Source organism: Streptomyces sp. NPDC096311, from assembly GCF_044763085.1.
In the GTDB taxonomy this organism is placed as follows: Bacteria; Actinomycetota; Actinomycetes; order Streptomycetales; family Streptomycetaceae; genus Streptomyces.
Window position 1 is genome coordinate 42,975 of sequence record NZ_JBIWFN010000028.1, and the last position, 16,425, is coordinate 59,399.

The 16,425-nt window shown below is 69.6% G+C and carries 7 protein-coding genes and 4 pseudogenes; 7 read left to right on the forward strand and 4 right to left on the reverse strand.

Annotated features, from left to right (window positions below):
* Positions 1-393: 393 nt before the first annotated feature.
* From ACIRA5_RS46285 to ACIRA5_RS46295, 3 genes are all read right to left on the reverse strand, one after another.
* Complete coding sequence (locus tag ACIRA5_RS46285; RefSeq protein ID WP_403702429.1) at positions 394-1,125, reverse strand: IS3 family transposase; 732 nt, start codon at positions 1,123-1,125, stop codon at positions 394-396.
* Positions 1,122-1,430: a transposase gene (locus ACIRA5_RS46290; RefSeq protein ID WP_403702432.1), complete on the reverse strand. Its 309-nt coding sequence runs from the start codon at positions 1,428-1,430 to the stop codon at positions 1,122-1,124. The genes ACIRA5_RS46285 and ACIRA5_RS46290 overlap by 4 nt, the downstream gene beginning before the upstream one ends.
* 76 nt (positions 1,431-1,506) lie before the next feature.
* Positions 1,507-2,553 carry an IS110 family transposase gene (locus tag ACIRA5_RS46295; RefSeq protein WP_403702435.1) on the reverse strand — a complete coding sequence of 349 codons (1,047 nt, stop codon included), beginning with the start codon at positions 2,551-2,553 and terminating at the stop codon, positions 1,507-1,509.
* A gap of 847 nt (positions 2,554-3,400) precedes the next feature.
* Here ACIRA5_RS46295 and ACIRA5_RS46300 point away from each other — a divergent pair.
* The 5 genes and pseudogenes from ACIRA5_RS46300 to ACIRA5_RS46320 form a co-directional block, all read left to right on the forward strand.
* Positions 3,401-3,562: pseudogene (locus ACIRA5_RS46300) on the forward strand (hypothetical protein); the annotation flags it as partial.
* A gap of 562 nt (positions 3,563-4,124) precedes the next feature.
* A complete protein-coding gene (locus ACIRA5_RS46305) occupies positions 4,125-6,647 on the forward strand; it encodes a beta-L-arabinofuranosidase domain-containing protein (protein ID WP_403702612.1) in 2,523 nt (840 codons plus the stop codon).
* Positions 6,648-6,730: 83 nt separating this feature from the next.
* The gene (locus ACIRA5_RS46310; protein ID WP_403702438.1) at positions 6,731-10,114 is read left to right on the forward strand and encodes a glycosylhydrolase-like jelly roll fold domain-containing protein; all 3,384 of its coding nucleotides are present in this window, start codon (positions 6,731-6,733) and stop codon (positions 10,112-10,114) included.
* 46 nt (positions 10,115-10,160) lie between these two features.
* Positions 10,161-13,409 (forward strand): family 78 glycoside hydrolase catalytic domain, encoded by a 3,249-nt coding sequence (locus ACIRA5_RS46315; protein WP_403702440.1) that lies wholly within the window; start codon positions 10,161-10,163, stop codon positions 13,407-13,409.
* Positions 13,410-13,879: 470 nt separating this feature from the next.
* Positions 13,880-14,278, forward strand: coding sequence for a hypothetical protein (locus tag ACIRA5_RS46320; protein ID WP_403702628.1), 399 nt, complete (start codon positions 13,880-13,882; stop codon positions 14,276-14,278).
* Positions 14,279-14,451: 173 nt separating this feature from the next.
* On the opposite strand, the pseudogene ACIRA5_RS46325 reads toward ACIRA5_RS46320, so the two are convergent.
* Positions 14,452-14,742 (reverse strand): annotated as a pseudogene (locus tag ACIRA5_RS46325) (helix-turn-helix domain-containing protein); the annotation flags it as partial.
* 48 nt (positions 14,743-14,790) lie between these two features.
* Here ACIRA5_RS46325 and ACIRA5_RS46330 point away from each other — a divergent pair.
* Positions 14,791-15,000: pseudogene (locus ACIRA5_RS46330) on the forward strand (hypothetical protein); the annotation flags it as partial.
* A gap of 223 nt (positions 15,001-15,223) precedes the next feature.
* Positions 15,224-16,419, forward strand: a pseudogene (locus ACIRA5_RS46335) (RNA-guided endonuclease InsQ/TnpB family protein).
* The last annotated feature ends 6 nt before the right edge of the window (positions 16,420-16,425 follow it).

Below are 16,425 nucleotides of genomic sequence, written 5' to 3' on the forward strand. Positions count from 1 at the left end.
CATGTGTGCGGTAGGGCAGCGGCTGGGAGTGTCTTTTTCTTGGCTCTTACAAGATTTTCGTAGGTGGAGCCCGTTTTAACTTGCTTGTGGTGTCGGCCGGTTGGCGGTGGCACGCTGACTGTGTGTGTTGTGGTGAGGGACCTGCTGCCGCAGCTGGCCGCGGTGCAGGTCGAGCGCGTCGAGGCCAGCGGGGACCTGCTGCGGATCACGGCCCGGACCAGGGATGACACGCTGGCGGCGTGTCCGGGGTGCGGGCAGCCGTCGGGCTGGGTGCATTCGCTATATGTGAGGCATGTCGTGGACGAGGCGGTGGGCGGCAGCGCTTGCTGCGTGCCCGGCCGGACGGTCGACAGATCAACGCCAGGACACCCGTGGGGTCGGTCGTAGCAAGAGTCAGACCGTCACGGCCGGGGCTCCCCGATCCTTGCGGGATCCGGTGCCAAGAGACTGACAGTCGTAACTGTCCCCGACCGAGCCCATGGATGCTTCAATTCCCGCTTGCAGCAGTCGAGTTGTGAGCTTCACGGACGTGTATTGACAGCCGTGATCCGCATGGTGGATCAGCTTGCCCGGTTCGACTTCCCGGCTCGCGAGGGCGTACTCGAGGGTGGTCAGGACCAGGTCGGCGTCCGCGCGGGCGGAGGTCTCCCAGGCGACCACCCGTCGGGAGAACGCGTCCCGGATCGCAGAGAGCCACAAGGGCCCCTCACCGGTGGTGATCACGGTGAGGTCGGTGACCCACAGCCGGTTCGGCGCGAGTGCGGTGAAGTCCCGCTCGACCAGGTCCGGGGCGAGTGTGGCCTTGGGATCGCGGCGCGTGAAGCCGCTTCGGCGTGGGCTGATGCCCGCGATGTCGGCCTCGCGCATCAGGCGCTCGACCCGTTTGCGGCCCACGTGGACGCCTTCGCGCCTGAGCACGGAGTGCACGCGCGGCGAGCCGAAGATCCCGCCCGAGTCGGCGTGGATCTCCTTGATCTGCTCGGTGAGCTCTATGTCCCGGCGCCGGCGTTCGCACGGCTCGCGCTCGGCACGACGCCAGCGGTAGTACGTCGAGGAGGCGATGGAAAGTTCCCGGAGTACGCACTCGACCCCCAGGTGCGGGTGCTCGTCAACGAGCGCCGTCACCTGGGCCGGGTCGGGTCGAGCTGCGCCGCGAAAAACGCCGAAGCCGTCCGCAGGACCTCGTTCGCCCGCTTGAGCTGCACGTTCTCTTTGCGCAGCGCGGCGAGCTCCGCTCGCTCGTCGGTGGTCAGCCGGTCATCCCGCTCGCCGGCATCCGCCTCGGCCTGACGGATCCAGCCGCGCAGGGCCTCCGGATGCACTCCGAGATCGACCGCGAGCTTCTTGATCTGGGGCTTCGGATCGGGGGTGCGGTACATCCGCACCGCACGCTCACGCAACTCCAGCGAGTACTTTCTGGGGGCGGCCATGGTCGATGTTCCTCTCATGAGTCCCATCTGACCCTCTGTCAGCACACTCCGCATCTCGGGGTGCCTCTGTGTCTTGTCAAGTCGCCGGAGATGGTTGGTGTTTGGACCTGCGCTCGTCGGCGATCACGACGCGCCACACGTGGTCGGCGAGACGGCGCTTCAGACAGCGTTTGGCTTCCCTGGGCGTCTTTCCTTCCGAGAGTTTCCGCTGGTAGTAGGCATGCCCAGGGGAGTTCGGCATTCGGATCTGGACGACGGCGATGGTGTGGAGGACGGAGTTGAGCTGACGGTCACCGGAGCGTGAGAGTCGGTGGCATGCCTTGTCCGCGCTGGCGATCTCGATCGGGGCGGCGCCGGTGTAATTCGCGAACGCCGCGGCGGTGGGGAACCGGCTGGCGCGTCCGACACGGCCGACGAGCCGCGCCGCCAGCACCGGCCCGACGCCGGGTGTGTTCGTCAGCGTGCTGCCCGAGGAGCCGACGAGTTCCTCCATGCGTGCGGCATTCGCGGCCAATCGTTTGTCCAGTGCGCGGATCTCCGCGACGAGGTCGCGGGCAAGGTGCTTGCGGACCTGCTCGACGTCGCCTGCAGGGCGAACCGCGCGCAGCAGTGCGGCGGCCTGGTCCGCTGACAGCTGAGGCGGAGCGCCGCCGGGCAGCAGATCACGCAGCACTGCGTGCAGCTGGTTGACGGTGCGGACCCGGGCCTGGGCGAGGTTGACACGTCGCTCGTCGAGCAGGGCCAGGGCCGTGGTGTGGCCTTCTGCCTCCACTTCGCGGCCGTCCCCGTGCACGTAGGCCGTAGCCGCGGCGGCGGCGTCGATCCGGTCGTTCTTGCGGCCACCGCCGCGTGTGAGCCGGCGGATGCGGCTGGTCGCCGAGGGCGGAACGTCGGCGACGCTCTCCCCGCGGGCGACGAGCCACTGAGCCAGGTGGCGGCCGAGCCCGTTGGCGTTCTCCACCACCCACGTGCGCTGCGGCCAGCTGCGGGCCCAGATCAGGAGCCGCCGGTACTCCGCCAGGCTCGCTTCGATCCTCAGCGAACCCGCCTGCTGATTCGAGACAGGGTCAACGGCGGTAGCAGTGTGAGTGGACTTGTGCGGGTCAACACCGAGCAGTATCACGGTAGTTCGTTCCTCACGGCCGGAAGAGGGGACGTCCACGGCCGACACGCCGACTTCCGGAACCGCTGGTCGGGACACGCCTCTGTTGAGTCAGACCGTGGCCGGACACCGGGCCGGCGGCACACCCCGAGCGGGCCAGCCCCACGGGGCGGCAGGAACCTCACGAGCCATCCAACCCAGCGTCCTACGGCACGCTACGAGCGGCCAACCCGACCGCGCACCGCTACAGCCAATACAAGTCGGGAACCTCACTTCGGTCGCGAGTACGGCGTCGTGCACAACCCGGTCCAGGCCTCGGACGAGAAACCCACCGGCTGCCGACGGCCTGACGTCGGCAGCCGGAGCGGCCGCGCGGGGTGATGTGCCGCGGCGCGCCTGAACTACGCGCTGGAGCAGGTCGGCCCATGCGCGTCATGCCAGGAAGTGGCCCATCGGTACGGCCCAGGGGGAAACCCGCTTTGTACTGCTCGTCATGGTCGGCGGTGGCAGTCCTCCAGCAACGGTCACAAACTCGCCTTCCTGGGGGTGCGCGGTAACGCGTACCCCCAGCAACGGCAACGGCGCCAAGGCCGTTACCGCCTCCTCTGCCCCTCCCCTGTACCCGCGTGTTGAGCGGTGCTGGGCTCTCGCCGCGCGGCGCGTCGTCACGGGTGGAACTCCGTCCGGCGACGAGCGCAGCGCGCGGGGATCCGGCCCGGCTGTCTGACATTAGCCGCCAATGCAAAATATTGCCCTCCCATGGCTGAAACCGGTCAAAACCGTGTGCGATCTGTGCGTCAGCTGCGCTTGGGTGGCGTCAACGCGACGGGGGTGCACGCGGCCGTTCGGGCCGCTCGGCAACGGCATCTGGCGGCGCGCCGTCGACCACTACCTTCACCGCGTCAGCCACGGTTCCACCCTCAGCGGCCGGGCTCACGGTTGGGTCCGGGCTCGGGCCCGGCGCGCCGAGGCTCGGACGTACTGGCAGGAAGACCTGCGCGGCGCCATCGCCGACCTCCAGGGCGGCACCATGAGACACGCTCGCCGTGCAGACGCACGTCATGCCCGCCGTTTCTGTTCGGATCATCTTGGCCGGGCGGTGTGTCCGATGTTCCCGACAGCAACGGGTGATGCGCACCGAGACGGCACATCCCGGGTCGGACATCGTTTTCGAGGCACGGGAGTGCATTCTCCGCCACTTGCAATAGTGCACATGGTGTAGTGCGCCCACTCCTTTGAACGATTCAAAATTCTTCCTCGGGATGCTGTTCGGCGGGTCGGGTTCCGGGACGCGCCGCGGGCTCCACCCGTGTGGCCGTGGCCTAAACGTACTGAGGCCGTCCCCGGAGAAAAGCGCTTTTGCAGGCAATTATTCCGGCAACGGCCGCCCTTGCGCGAACCCTTGACGGTTGTGATGTGCACACTTACCGTCTCCGGCGGACGAAGTAAAACGATTCAAGTCGGTGAAGTGCCAGACCTCTGGCGTCAGTTGAGCCCGCAACCCTCCGCCGTCGCGCCTGCGATCGCAGCGGTGCGCGGAGGCACTCTCCCCTGTCCGGAAGGAGCACGGCGCCTTGTCCGCACCACGCGACATGCCCCGCCCGTCCCGCCGCCAGATCCTCCTCGCCACATCCGTCGTGGCCGCCGCCGTCGCCCTGCCCCCTCAGCCTGCCGGCGCCGCCACGGCGGGACCGCGACCCGCTCTCACCGCCTTCCCGCCGGCCGATGTCCGGCTGCTGGAGAGCCCGTTCCTCGCCAACATGCGGCGCACCTGCGCGTATCTGCTCTTCGTCGACGCCGACAGGCTGCTGCACACCTTCCGCCTGAACGTGGGACTGCCCTCCTCGGCCGAACCCTGTGGAGGATGGGAGGCCCCAGGGATCCAGCTGCGCGGCCACACCACCGGGCATCTGCTTAGCGCGCTGGCCCAGGCACACGCCCATACCGGCGACGAAGCCTACGCGGCCAAGGCCCGGTCCATCGTGTCTGTGTTGGCCCAGTGCCAGCAGTCCGCCCCGGCCGCCGGCTATCACCGCGGCTATCTGTCGGCCTTTCCCGAGTCCGTCTTCGACCAGCTCGAAGCCGGCGGCAAGCCGTGGGCGCCGTACTACACCCTCCACAAGATCATGGCGGGCCTGCTCGACCAGTACGAACTCAGCGGCAACGAGCAGGCGCTGGCCGTACTGCTGGAGATGGCGGCCTGGGTCAACGCCCGCACCTCACCGCTCTCCTACGAGCGGATGCAGACGGTGCTGAACGTGGAATTCGGCGGCATGAACGACGTGCTCGCCCGCCTCCATCTGGTGACCGGCGACGCGGCGCACCTTCGGACCGCCCGACGCTTCGACCACGAGTCGGTGTACGCCCCGCTGGCTGCCGGCCGGGACGAACTCGCGGGGCACCATGCCAACACCGAAATCGCCAAGATCGTGGGAGCGGTGCCAAGCTACGAGGCCACGGGAGAGCGCCGCTACCTGGACATCGCCGACCACTTCTGGACGACGGTCGTACAGGATCACTCGTATGCCATCGGGGGCAACTCCAACCAGGAACTGTTCGGGCCGCCGGGTGAGATCGTCAGCCGGCTTTCCGAGGTGACCTGCGAGAACTGCAACAGCTACAACATGCTCAAGCTCGGGCGGCAGTTGTTCCTCCATCAGCCCTCCCGCGCCGACCGCATGGACCACTACGAGTGGACGCTCTACAACCAGATGCTCGGCGAACAGGATCCCGACTCCGAGCACGGGTTCGTGACGTATTACACCGGGTTGTGGGCGGGCTCGGAGCGACAGCCCAAGGGCGGCCTCGGTGCCGCGCCCGGCAGTTACAGCGGGGACTACGACAACTTCTCCTGCGACCACGGTTCGGGACTGGAGACGCACACCAAGTTCGCCGACAGCATCTACTTCTGCACCCGTGGCACGCGCGATCCTGCGCTCTACGTCAACCTGTTCATCGCTTCCGAAGTGCACTGGCGGGAGCTGGGAGTGGCGATCCGTCAGAAGACGGAATACCCCACGGCCGACCGCACCCGCCTCACCGTCACCGGGGGAGAGGCACGCTTCACTCTGAGGATCCGTGTCCCCGGCTGGGTGGCGGACTCCGGCAGACCGGCCCTGCTGAAGGTCAACGGCCAGCACGTCCCGGTCCGGCCGGAGCCGGGAACATATGCCACGGTGGAACGGCGCTGGCGCTCCGGGGACACGGTGGAGCTCGTGCTGCCCCGCGAGCCCGTCTGGCAGGCCGCGCCCGACAACCCGCAGGTGAAGTCGCTGTCGTACGGCCCGCTGGTCCTCGCGGGGGAGTACGGCGACACCGCGCTCGCCACCCTCCCCTCGGTCCGTCCGGACACCCTGCGCCCCGCGCCCGGCAGCGCCACGGCGTTCACCGCACTCGCCGACGACCGGCGCGTATCACTGAGGCCGTTCCACGAAGTGCAGCACCAGCGGTACAACGTCTACTGGGCCGTGCGGCCGCGTCCCGCGCGCGAACGGGACATCGTCCGCTATCCCTTCGACGAGGGGATCGGCACCTCGGCGGCCGACCGTACCGGCACCTTCGCCGACGCGACGCTCGTCGGCGCGACCTGGGACGACAGTGACGGTGTGCGCTCGGTGTCCCTGGACGGACACGGTGGCCACGTCGCGCTTCCCGCCGGCCTGCCGAGCGGGCTGGACGAGCTGACCCTCGGCGTGTGGGTACGCGTCGACACCCTGGCCGCCTCCGCCCGCGTCTTCGACCTGGGATTCCACAAGGAGACCTATCTGTTCCTGGTGGCCACCACCGGCGCCGGGCGGGCCAGGGCCGCCCTGAAGATCGCCGGAATGCAGGCCGAGGACTTCATCGACGCCGGCGCCCCGCTGCCCGTGGGCCGGTGGACCCACGTGGCCCTCACCCTCGCCGGCGGCACCGGCGTCCTGTACGTCGACGGCGTCCAGGCCGGCCGCAACTCCGCCATGATGGCGAGCCCCCTCCTGCTCGGCGCGAGCACCCGCAACTATCTGGGGCGCTCCCAGAATGCCACCCACCCGTACCTGCACGGCGCCGTCCGCGACTTCCGTCTGCACAACCGGGCCCTGAGCGCGTCCGAGGTGGCGCGACTGGTCGCCGGCTGACCCGGCCCGCATCGCGCGGTCCCGTACACCCGCTTCCGTTCGGCACGCCTCCCGGCGCCCGCCTTCCCCGCAGGAGTTCATCCATGTCTCACAACGACCTGTCCAGACGCCGCTTCGTGGCCGCGGCCGGTGCCGCGGGCACCGTGCTCGCAGTCGGACTGCCCGATCCCGCCCGCGCCGCCGGGTCTGTCATGAGCGGCGAGCCCGGCTTTCTCGCACGGGACTTCACCGACCCCCGCAAGGACAGCAGACCGACCGTCTACTGGTACTGGAACGGGCCCGTCACCGTCGACCTGGTGGACCGCCAGATGGCGGATCTGCGGTCCAAGGGCATGTACGAAGTGGTGCTCTTCCCGTTCGACAACGCCCAGATGCAGCCGGTGTTCTTCACCGAGGAGTGGTTCGACATCGTCGGCCACGTGCTGTACACCGCGGAACAGACCGGCATGCGCGTGTGGCTGTTCAACGACGACCACTTCCCCAGCGGCAGAGCGGGGGAGTACGTCGTCAAGGGCGGAACGGTCGGCTCGCGTACGTACCAACCACGGCCCGACCTGCGGCTCAAGGCGTTGTGGCGCTCGACCACCGTCGTGCGGGGACCCGCCACCGTCGACCTGCGCCACACCACCGGAGTGGGCGTGGAGGCCGGGCACCTGGTCGCCGACGCGGCGGTGCTCGACGGCGTCGCCGTCCTGCGCGGCGGCGAACGGTGGACGGACTACACCGTCACCGGCAGCGCCAAGGCCGACCACACCGCGGCCGGCCTCGTCGTCCGGGCCTCGCCCGACGGCCTCGACGGCTACGCCGTGACCTTCGACCAGACCGGAGTCGTCACCGTCCTGCGGCTGGCACGCGGCGCGGACCCCGTCGAACTGCTGCGCAGCACCCGGACCGATGGTTTCAACAAGACCAAGTTCCACACCGTGGCCGTCACCGTCCGCGGCACCACGCTGTCCGTCACCTTGGACGCCAACGCCAAGGGCAGCGTCGACGACGACCGGTACGCGGCCGGCGGGGCGGGCGTACGGGCCGTGGCCGACCAGCGTTCCCTGTGGGACAGCGTCACCGTCGCCGCGGCCGACGGCACCACCCTCCACACCGCGGCCTTCGACGACCCTGCCGACGTGGGGGACTTCCCCGAGCGAGCACGCCTCGGCGACGAGGCCACGGCCGTCGCCGCCGCTGCCCGGCCGGCCGGCACTTCCGACGCCGCCGACGTGGTCGACCTGACCGGGCGGCTGAGCGGCGATCACACCTGGCAGGTCCCGGCGGGCCGTTGGCAGATCGACCTGTTCGGGGGAGTCCCCCTCATCGACGACACCCAGGGCTACAGCCGCAGTTACGTCGATCTGCTCGACGACGAGCCCGTGGAGCTGTTCCTCGACATCGTGCCGGGCGAGTACCACCGGCGCTTCGGCCGCTACTTCGGCACGGTAGTGCCCGGCTTCTGGGACGACGAGCCGTTCTTCGCCTCGGCCGAAGCCCACTTCCGGCGCCTTCCGTGGTCGCCCACCCTCGACAAGGCGCTGCGCGCGGTGGACGTCGCCCCCGGCATCGCCTACGCCGCCGCCTTCGACGACCTGGGCCGCGACGGCAGGATCGCCCGGGGCCGCTACTGGCGGGCCGTGTCCAACCGCTTCGCACGCTGCTTCCAGAAGCAGGCCCGCTGGTACGAGCAGCGCGACGTCGCCCTGATCACCAACCCCCTCTACGACGAGACGGCCCCCGCCAAGCGCATCCCGTCCACCGGAGACCTGCACAAGGTCAACCAGTGGGCTCATGTTCCCGGTGGGGACATCATCACGGCCGAGTACGTGGCCGGCGAGCCCACCATGATCCCCCGCAACCCGGCGTCGCTTGCCCACCAGATGGGCCGGGAGCGGGCCCTGCTGGAGATGTTCGGCAACATGGGCTGGCAGGTAACGCCCGGCTTCGTCCACGCGACCGTCGGGGCCCAGGCCACGCGGGGCATTAACCTGACGGTCCTGCACGCGCTGTGGACCGACGAGACACTCGTCTACTTTCCGCCGCCCTTCGGCCCACGCGCCCCCTGGTGGTGGGCGATGCGACCGCTCGCCGAATGGATCGGCCGGGTGATGGAGGCCGGCCGCGGGACGCCCGGGGCCCGTACCGCGATCCTGCAGCCGCAGCGCGCGGCCGAGCAGTGGACAGGCACCGACCGGCAGGGCGAGGTCGACGACGCGCTCGCCGACGTCGCCTACGCGCTGGAGCGGGCCCAGGTCGACTTCGACCTCGTCCACGAGGGCGCGCTCTGTGGTGACCCGGACCTGCTGTGCCGCGCCGAGGTCCGTGACGGCCGGCTGGCCGTGGGCGCGGCCCGCTACGACATGGTGGTGCTGCCCGCGACGCCGACCCTGGACGTGGCTTGCGTGCACACGCTGGCGCAGTTCGCGCGGGCGGGCGGAATCGTCGTGGCCGTCGGGTCTCTCGCCGCCGACGAGGCGGACGGCATGGACCGGTCCCTCACGCGCGCCTTGACCGACCTGTTCGGCGAGCCTGTGCCCGGCAGCCGGTCCGTGGGCCGAGGGCGTGCGATGCGCATCGCTGACACCACCGGACTGCGCGCCGCGACGCACGAGGCCGGGGTCGCCGCCGCCGTGCTGGAGACCCCGCAGGACGCGGTGCGCGTGCTGCGCGTCCACCGGGGCACGGACACCGCCTTCCTCATCAACAACGAAGGCGGCGCTCCCCTCGAGACCGTCGCCACGCTCCCCGCGACCGGAGTTCCCGAGCTATGGGACCCCGCGACGGGCAGGACGGGCACCGCACCGCTGCACCGGGCTACCAGGCGCGGCGTTCAGCTGCCCCTGAGTTTGGAGCCGTATCAGACGCTGATCGTCGTGGTGCGCCACGACGCCCGAGCCGTCCCGCACCTGACGTCCTCGGCGTTGCCCGTCGTCGCGGTCGAGCGGCACGGTCCCGCCCTGCGCGTGACGGTGGAGGCCTCGGCCCCCGGCAGCCACCAGCTCACCGGAACCGACGGCACTCACACCTACCGCGGCGCGGCCTGCACCGCCGACCCGCTCGAGCCGGTCGGTGTGGCCGGCGACTGGACTCTCACCCTGGACCGCGCCGGGGCCACACCGATCACGGCACCCCTGGGCAGCTGGACCGACCACGACCGTCTCTTCTCCGGCAGCGGCATCTACACCATCGACATCGATGTCGAGCACGCCCTGCTCGACGGTCGGCAGGTGCTGCTCGACCTCGGCGACGTCCGTGACGTGGCGGCCGTCACCGTCAATGGCACGGAGCTCCCGTCCCTGCTGTGGGCGCCATGGGTTGTCGACCTCACCGGCCGGGTGAAGCCCGGCCGCAACTCCCTCTCCGTCCGAGTGGCCAACACGCTCTCCAACGAACGGAACAAGCCCCTGCCGTCCGGCCTGCTCGGACCGGTGACCCTGCGATTCCGGCGGCGCGTCACCGCCGACCTTGCGCGCGTCTGACCAGCCCCCGAATCCTTCCCGACCGCACGCACCCCAGGGAGTGCCCATGCTCAGACCCCGTCCCCGCAGCAGACGGCGACGGCCCGTGCCCGTACTCCTCGCGGGACTGACCGCGTTCGTTACGGTCCTGGCCGGCGCCGTCACCGCCGACGCCACCGCGGGCACCATCACCCCGACCCGGCTGCGCACCCAGCACCTGAGCCGGGCGCTGGGCATCGACGACACCACGCCCGACCTCAGCTGGGAGACCACCGCCCGCGCCGCGAACACCCTCCAGTCCGCCTACCGCGTCCAGGCGGCCACCTCACCGGACCTCCTGCGCCGCGGACGGCCCGACCTGTGGGACTCGGGCAAGGTCCTCTCCACGGTGCCGGAGACGACGTACGCGGGCAAGGAACTCGCATCCCGCAGCCGCGTGTACTGGCGGGTCATGCTCTGGTCGTCGCACGGGCAGAGCGACTCGGGATGGAGCGGCACCGCCGTCTTCGAGACCGGCCTGACCCGTCAGTCGGACTGGGACGCCCACTGGATCACGCATCCGGACTGGCGACTGAGCGAGCGCACCGTCGAACCCGTCGTCGTCAAGGTCCCCCGCACCAACGCCCGTTACGTACGCCTGGACGTCACCAAGCTCGGTCTGCCCCTGGCGGAGGCCTTTCCCGCCCGCACCTGGCGAGTCCAGCTCGGCGAGATCGACATCCGCGACTCCGCCACCTCCACCACCGGCCTCGCCCGGGGCGCCGCGGTCATGGCCTCGGAGACCAACACCCTGCGCAAGACCTGGGAACCGGCCCTGGCAGTCGACGGCCTGCCCAACAGCGCCCTGCAGACCGCCGCCGGGTATGCGAGCGCCGCGCACACCAGTGCGGATGTCGCCGCCGCGCCGGTGGTCCTCACCCTCGACCTGAAGACGGCGAAGATCTTCGACGAGGTGGCGCTCTACCCGCGCGCCGACGTCCTCACCGCGGAGGGCCGCGTCCCGAACTTCCCGGCGGACTACGCCTTGTCGAGCGCCGACAGCGCGAGCGGCCCCTTCACCACGCTCGCCCAGGTCGACGGCCAGCAGCCGCCCCAGCCCTACCTGCCGGACGGACTGCCCTTGCTCACCGACGACTTCACCCTGCGCGCGAAGGTGCGCAGCGCCCGGCTGTACCTGGCCGGCCTCGGCATCTACGACGCCACCCTCAACGGCGAACCGGTGGGTGACGCCGTCCTGGAGCCCGCCAACACCAACTACGCGCAGCGCGTCCAGTACGCCGCCTACGACGTCACGGACCGCCTGCGGACCGGCGCCAACACCATCGGTGTCGCCCTGGGCAACGGCATGTCCAACGTCGTCAGCACCGCCGACCGCTACCGCAAGCTGTACGGCAACCTGAGCGACCCCAAGCTGATCGCCCGGCTGGAGGTGACCCTGGCCGACGGCAGCGTCCGCACCGTCACGAGCGGCGACGACTGGCGTGCCACGCTGGGACCCACCACCTCCTCGAACTGGTACGGCGGCGAGGACTACGACGCACGCCGGGAGATCCCCCACTGGGACGAGCCGAGCGGCGACCGGCACCGGTGGGGGAGGGCGGTCGCGGTACCGGGCCCCGGCACCGCGCAGAACCCCGCCCGGCTCAGCGCACGCGAGACCGAACCCATCAAGGTCGTCGAGACCCTCACCGGAAAGGAGGTCGACGGCGCCGAGCACAGCCGGGTCTTCGACCTGGGCCGCAACATCGCCGGCTGGCCCGATATCACCGTCAGCGCCGCGGCCGGAACCGAAATCCGTGTCTACCCGGCCGAAAGCCTGAAGGACGGTCACGCCTTCCAGTCCATCAGCAACGTGGGAGCCCCCCTCTGGGACAGCTACACCACCCGCGGCGCCCGCAGCGAGACCTGGCACCCACGCTTCGGCTACCACGGCTTCCGCTACCTGGAACTCAAGGGCCTGCCCGAGGACGCGAGGGTCACCGTACGCGGCAAGGCGATGCGCACCGACAACACCTCGGCCGGCGACTTCAGCAGCTCCGACCCGCTCCTCAACGACATCCACTCGCTGATCCGGCACGCCATCCAGGGGAACATGATGAGCGTCCTCACCGACTGCCCCAGCCGGGAGAAGCTGGGATGGCTGGAGCAGGACCAGCTCGTCTTCCCCGCGCTCGCCGCCAACTACGACATGCAGTCCTACCTCCGCAAAATCGTCGGTGACATGGCGGACGCGCAGACGCAGGACGGGCTGATCCCCAGCACCGTGCCGGAGTACACCAGCCTGCCCGGCGCCTACCGCAACGACGCCAACTGGGGCGGCGCGTTCGTCCTCGTCCCCTGGCAGCTCTACACGACCTACGGGGACACGGACACGCTGCGCACCTACTACCCGCGCATGCGGCAGTACGCCGACTTCCTCGAGCGGCAGGTGTCCGGCGGCATCCTCGACTACGGGCTCGGTGACTGGTTCACACCGGACCGCACGTTCCCGCGAGCGGTCGCCGGAACCTACGGCTATTGGAGGGTCGTCGACGCCCTCGCCCGAATCGCCACCGTCCTGGGCGACCGGGCGGCGGCCGACGGGTACCGGGCGAAGGCCGACGCCAGCGCGACGGCACTTGCCACGAAGTACTACGACTCCGCCACCGGCACCTTTGGCGGCGGTGGTCAGGGCGCCGAGGCCCTGGCCCTCGACATGGGGGCGTACCCGGCGGGGGAGAAGGACCGTCTGCTCAGCCACTTCACCACCGCCGTCAAGGATGCCGGCTACCACCTGCTGCTGGGCGAGATCTCCCTGCCGGCCGCCTTCCGCGTCCTGTCCACCGCGGATCGCGACGACATCGTCCACGAGATCGCCACCCGGACGACCAGCCCCAGCTACGGCTACCAAGTGCGCGCCGGGAACACCACGCTGGGCGAGTCCTGGGACGGCGGACCCGGTCAGTCGCAGAACCACTTCATGCTCGGCGCCATCGACTCCTGGTTCACCACTCGGGTCGCCGGTATCGGGCAGAGGCCCGAGTCCGTAGGCTACGTCAAGCTCCTCATGGACCCGGCCGTCGAGGGAGACATGACCTCGGCTTCGGGCTCCTACCGCACGCCGTACGGCGTCGCACGGACCGACTGGACGCGCGACGCCGGGCTGTTCCGTCTCACCGTGGACGTGCCCGCGGGCAGCACGGCGGAGGTACATGTCCCCCTGTTCGACGGACGCGCCGAGGCACCGGCCGGAGCACGGCTGGTGCGCGACGGCGGGACCGAGACGGTGTACGAAGTCGGCTCGGGCCGTTGGAACTTCCGCTCGGTCACCTCATAGCGCGACCCGCGCCCGCCCTCGGGCGCCGGGCCGGGCAGCACACCGCGCACCACGGTGCGCTGCCCGGCCCGGCTGTTCCAGGACCGAGGGAGCGATTTCACGAGGTTGTGGGCCGGGACGGCGGTGCGATCCCGACGTTCTCGCCCTGGCGCGGGCCACGATCCGCTCGGGCCCCGAAGGCGGCAGCGCCCGCACATCTGAGCCCGAGCGGCCGCCTGGGAAGTGGACAGCGGACGCGCGACTCGGCGCTGTCCGTGGTCGGCGGCGTCGGCCAGCTGAGGCTGGCCCGGGGCCGGGCGGAGACGACGACAAAGGCATACGCCGAGGCCGTGGCACTGTTCCTGCCGTGGTGCGCGAGCACCGGTCGGGACTGGAGGACCGCAGCCCGGGACATGGGCCTGTTCATGCTCTGGCTGAAGTGGACCCCACGGAACGGCGGCAGACCAAGCGTCGTCGTGACAGGACCGGGCGTGAAGCCGATCCGAGGCGAGGGCCGCATCGACAATGTGCTCACGGCAGTGCGGATGTTCCTCGTATACGCCGTGGTGAACAAGGGGGCGCCTGTATGGGTGTTGGAGCAGATCTACGAGATCGGCGACAACTGCGACCTGCCCGAGCAGGCTCGCGGAGAGCACAGCGGACTGCGGTACCGGATGCGGGCCCGCCACCGGCCCCAGGAGCCCGAGGCCGCTGTCGACCGGGCCGGCGACGAGGAGATCGCCGCGATGTTCCTGAAGCGCCGCTCCGCCCGGGACCGGCTGATCCTTCTGCTTCTGTCGCGGGTCGGACTGCGCCCGGGGCAGGTCGCGGGGCGCGTCTCGGCGCAAGCGTGCATCTGCGGCTCGTCGGGGTACTGCCGCCGCAGGTAGCGGGAGATCTGCTGCGGCGACCACTTTTCGTTGAGCTTCTCGCGGATCACGATGCGCAACGGAGCATGGTCGCGGATCTTCTCGGTTTTCGGACGCTGTCTGCGCAGCAGTGCCTGATTCTGCGCCCACCACGGGTCGTAGCTTCCGTCGTCCTTCTTTCCCCGGCCGATCTCCCGGTAGACGGTGGAGGTGCTCTTCCCGATCGCGGCGGCAATCGAGGCGGGCGCCTTCCCTGCGCGCAGGCCGTCGGCGATGGCGATGCGGTCGTCCTGGGTGAGGAAGCGTGGCGAGACGGGGGTATCGGGGATGATCATGCTTCCGGCTTCGCTGAACCACTGGGATCCGCAGCTGGTGGATACGCCCACTTGGCGGGCGGCCGCAGCCCCCTTCAGCCCCTGACGTACCAGCTCGAAGTACCGCTGCCTGGCAGCAGTCGGCTTGCGGTTAGCTCCTCCACGAGGCATGCGAACGATCTCTTTCGGGGGCGTTCGCAACCATCGATGGAATTCAAGGTCCGCGCCCGCGGACACTTCCCCAACGAGGCCGCCGCTTCGAAGTGCATCCACATGGCCCTGATGAGCCTGGACCCGACGGGCAAGGGCCGCAAGCGGTGGACCATGCGCTGGAAAGCACCCCTCAACGCGTTCCAGATTGCTTTCGAGGGCCGCCTGACCCCGAGCAACAACTGGCACCTCAACAACCAAGATCAGGTGTCAAATTGAAACACCCGCTCCGGATTGTCGATCTTGGTTTGTGTGGGCAACGAGGACCGCAGCGGTCAGAGCGGTCATCTGATTTCTCCGTGGATACTCCGCCCTTCAGGGCGGAGAGGAATCGGACTCCTGCGGAGCAGGACAGGGAAAGACGATTCGCCGCCAGGACGGATCGTCGTTCGCGGCCAACTATCCGCAGGCAGTCGCAAGTTGATGCGATAGTTTGTGAGCTGTGACCACTCACGTGAAGCGGGCGTTCAGGTACCGCTTCTATCCGACTGATGCGCAGGCAGCGGAGCTGTCGCGCACGTTCGGGTGCGTGCGGAAGTCTACAACATGGCGCTTGCCACGCGCACGGAGGCGTGGGTGACCCGTCAGGAGCGGGTGAACTACAACGCCACCTCCGCGATGCTGACGGCGTGGAAGAAGACCGAGGAGCTGGCCTACCTGGGCGAGGTGTCGTCGGTTCCGCTTCAGCAGACGCTGCGGCACTTGCAGGTGGCGTTCACCAGCTTCTTCGGCAAGCGGGCCAAGTACCCGCGCTTCAAGTCGCGGAAGAAGTCCCGGAAGTCCGCCGAGTACACCACCTCGGGCTTCCGGTACCGGGACGGGAAGCTGACGCTGGCGAAGATGTCCGAGCCGCTGGACATCGTGTGGTCCAGGCCGCTGCCCGAAGGGTCCTCGCCGTCCACCGTGACGGTCTCGCAGGACGCGGCGGGCCGCTGGTTCGTGTCCCTGCTGTGCGAGGACCCCGCCGTGCGGCCGCTGCCCGCCACAGATACGGCGGTCGGCATCGACGTGGGGCTCACCCACCTGCTGACCCTCTCGACCGGGGAGAAGATCGCCAATCCCCGGCACGAACGCATGGACAGGAAGCGGCTGGCCAGGGCCCAGCGAGAGCAGTCCCGCAAGGAGAAGGGCTCGGCCAACCGGGACAAGGCCCGCCGCAAGGTCGCGAAGATCCACGCCCGGATCGCCGACCGGCGCAGGGACCACCTGCACAAACTCACCTCGCACCTCGTGCGTGACAACCAAACGCTCGTGATCGAGGACCTGACCGTGCGCAACATGGTCAAGAACCGGAGCCTGGCCCGCGCCATCAGTGATGCCGCGTGGTCGGAGTTCCGGAGCATGCTGGAGTACAAGGCCCAGTGGTACGGGCGCGAAGTGATCGCCGTCGATCGCTTCTTCCCCTCCTCCAGGCTGTGCTCGCACTGCGGCACCCTCGCCAAGGGGATGCCGCTGAACGTCCGTGCCTGGACATGCGGGAGCTGCGGCGCGACCCATGACCGGGACGTGAACGCGGCGAAGAATCTTCTGGCGGCCGGGCTGGCCGTGTCTGTCTGTGGAGCTGGTGTAAGACCTCAACGGAGAACTCCGGGCGGGCAGTCGGCGACGAAGCAGAAAACCCCACGGCGCGAGCCGTAGGAATCC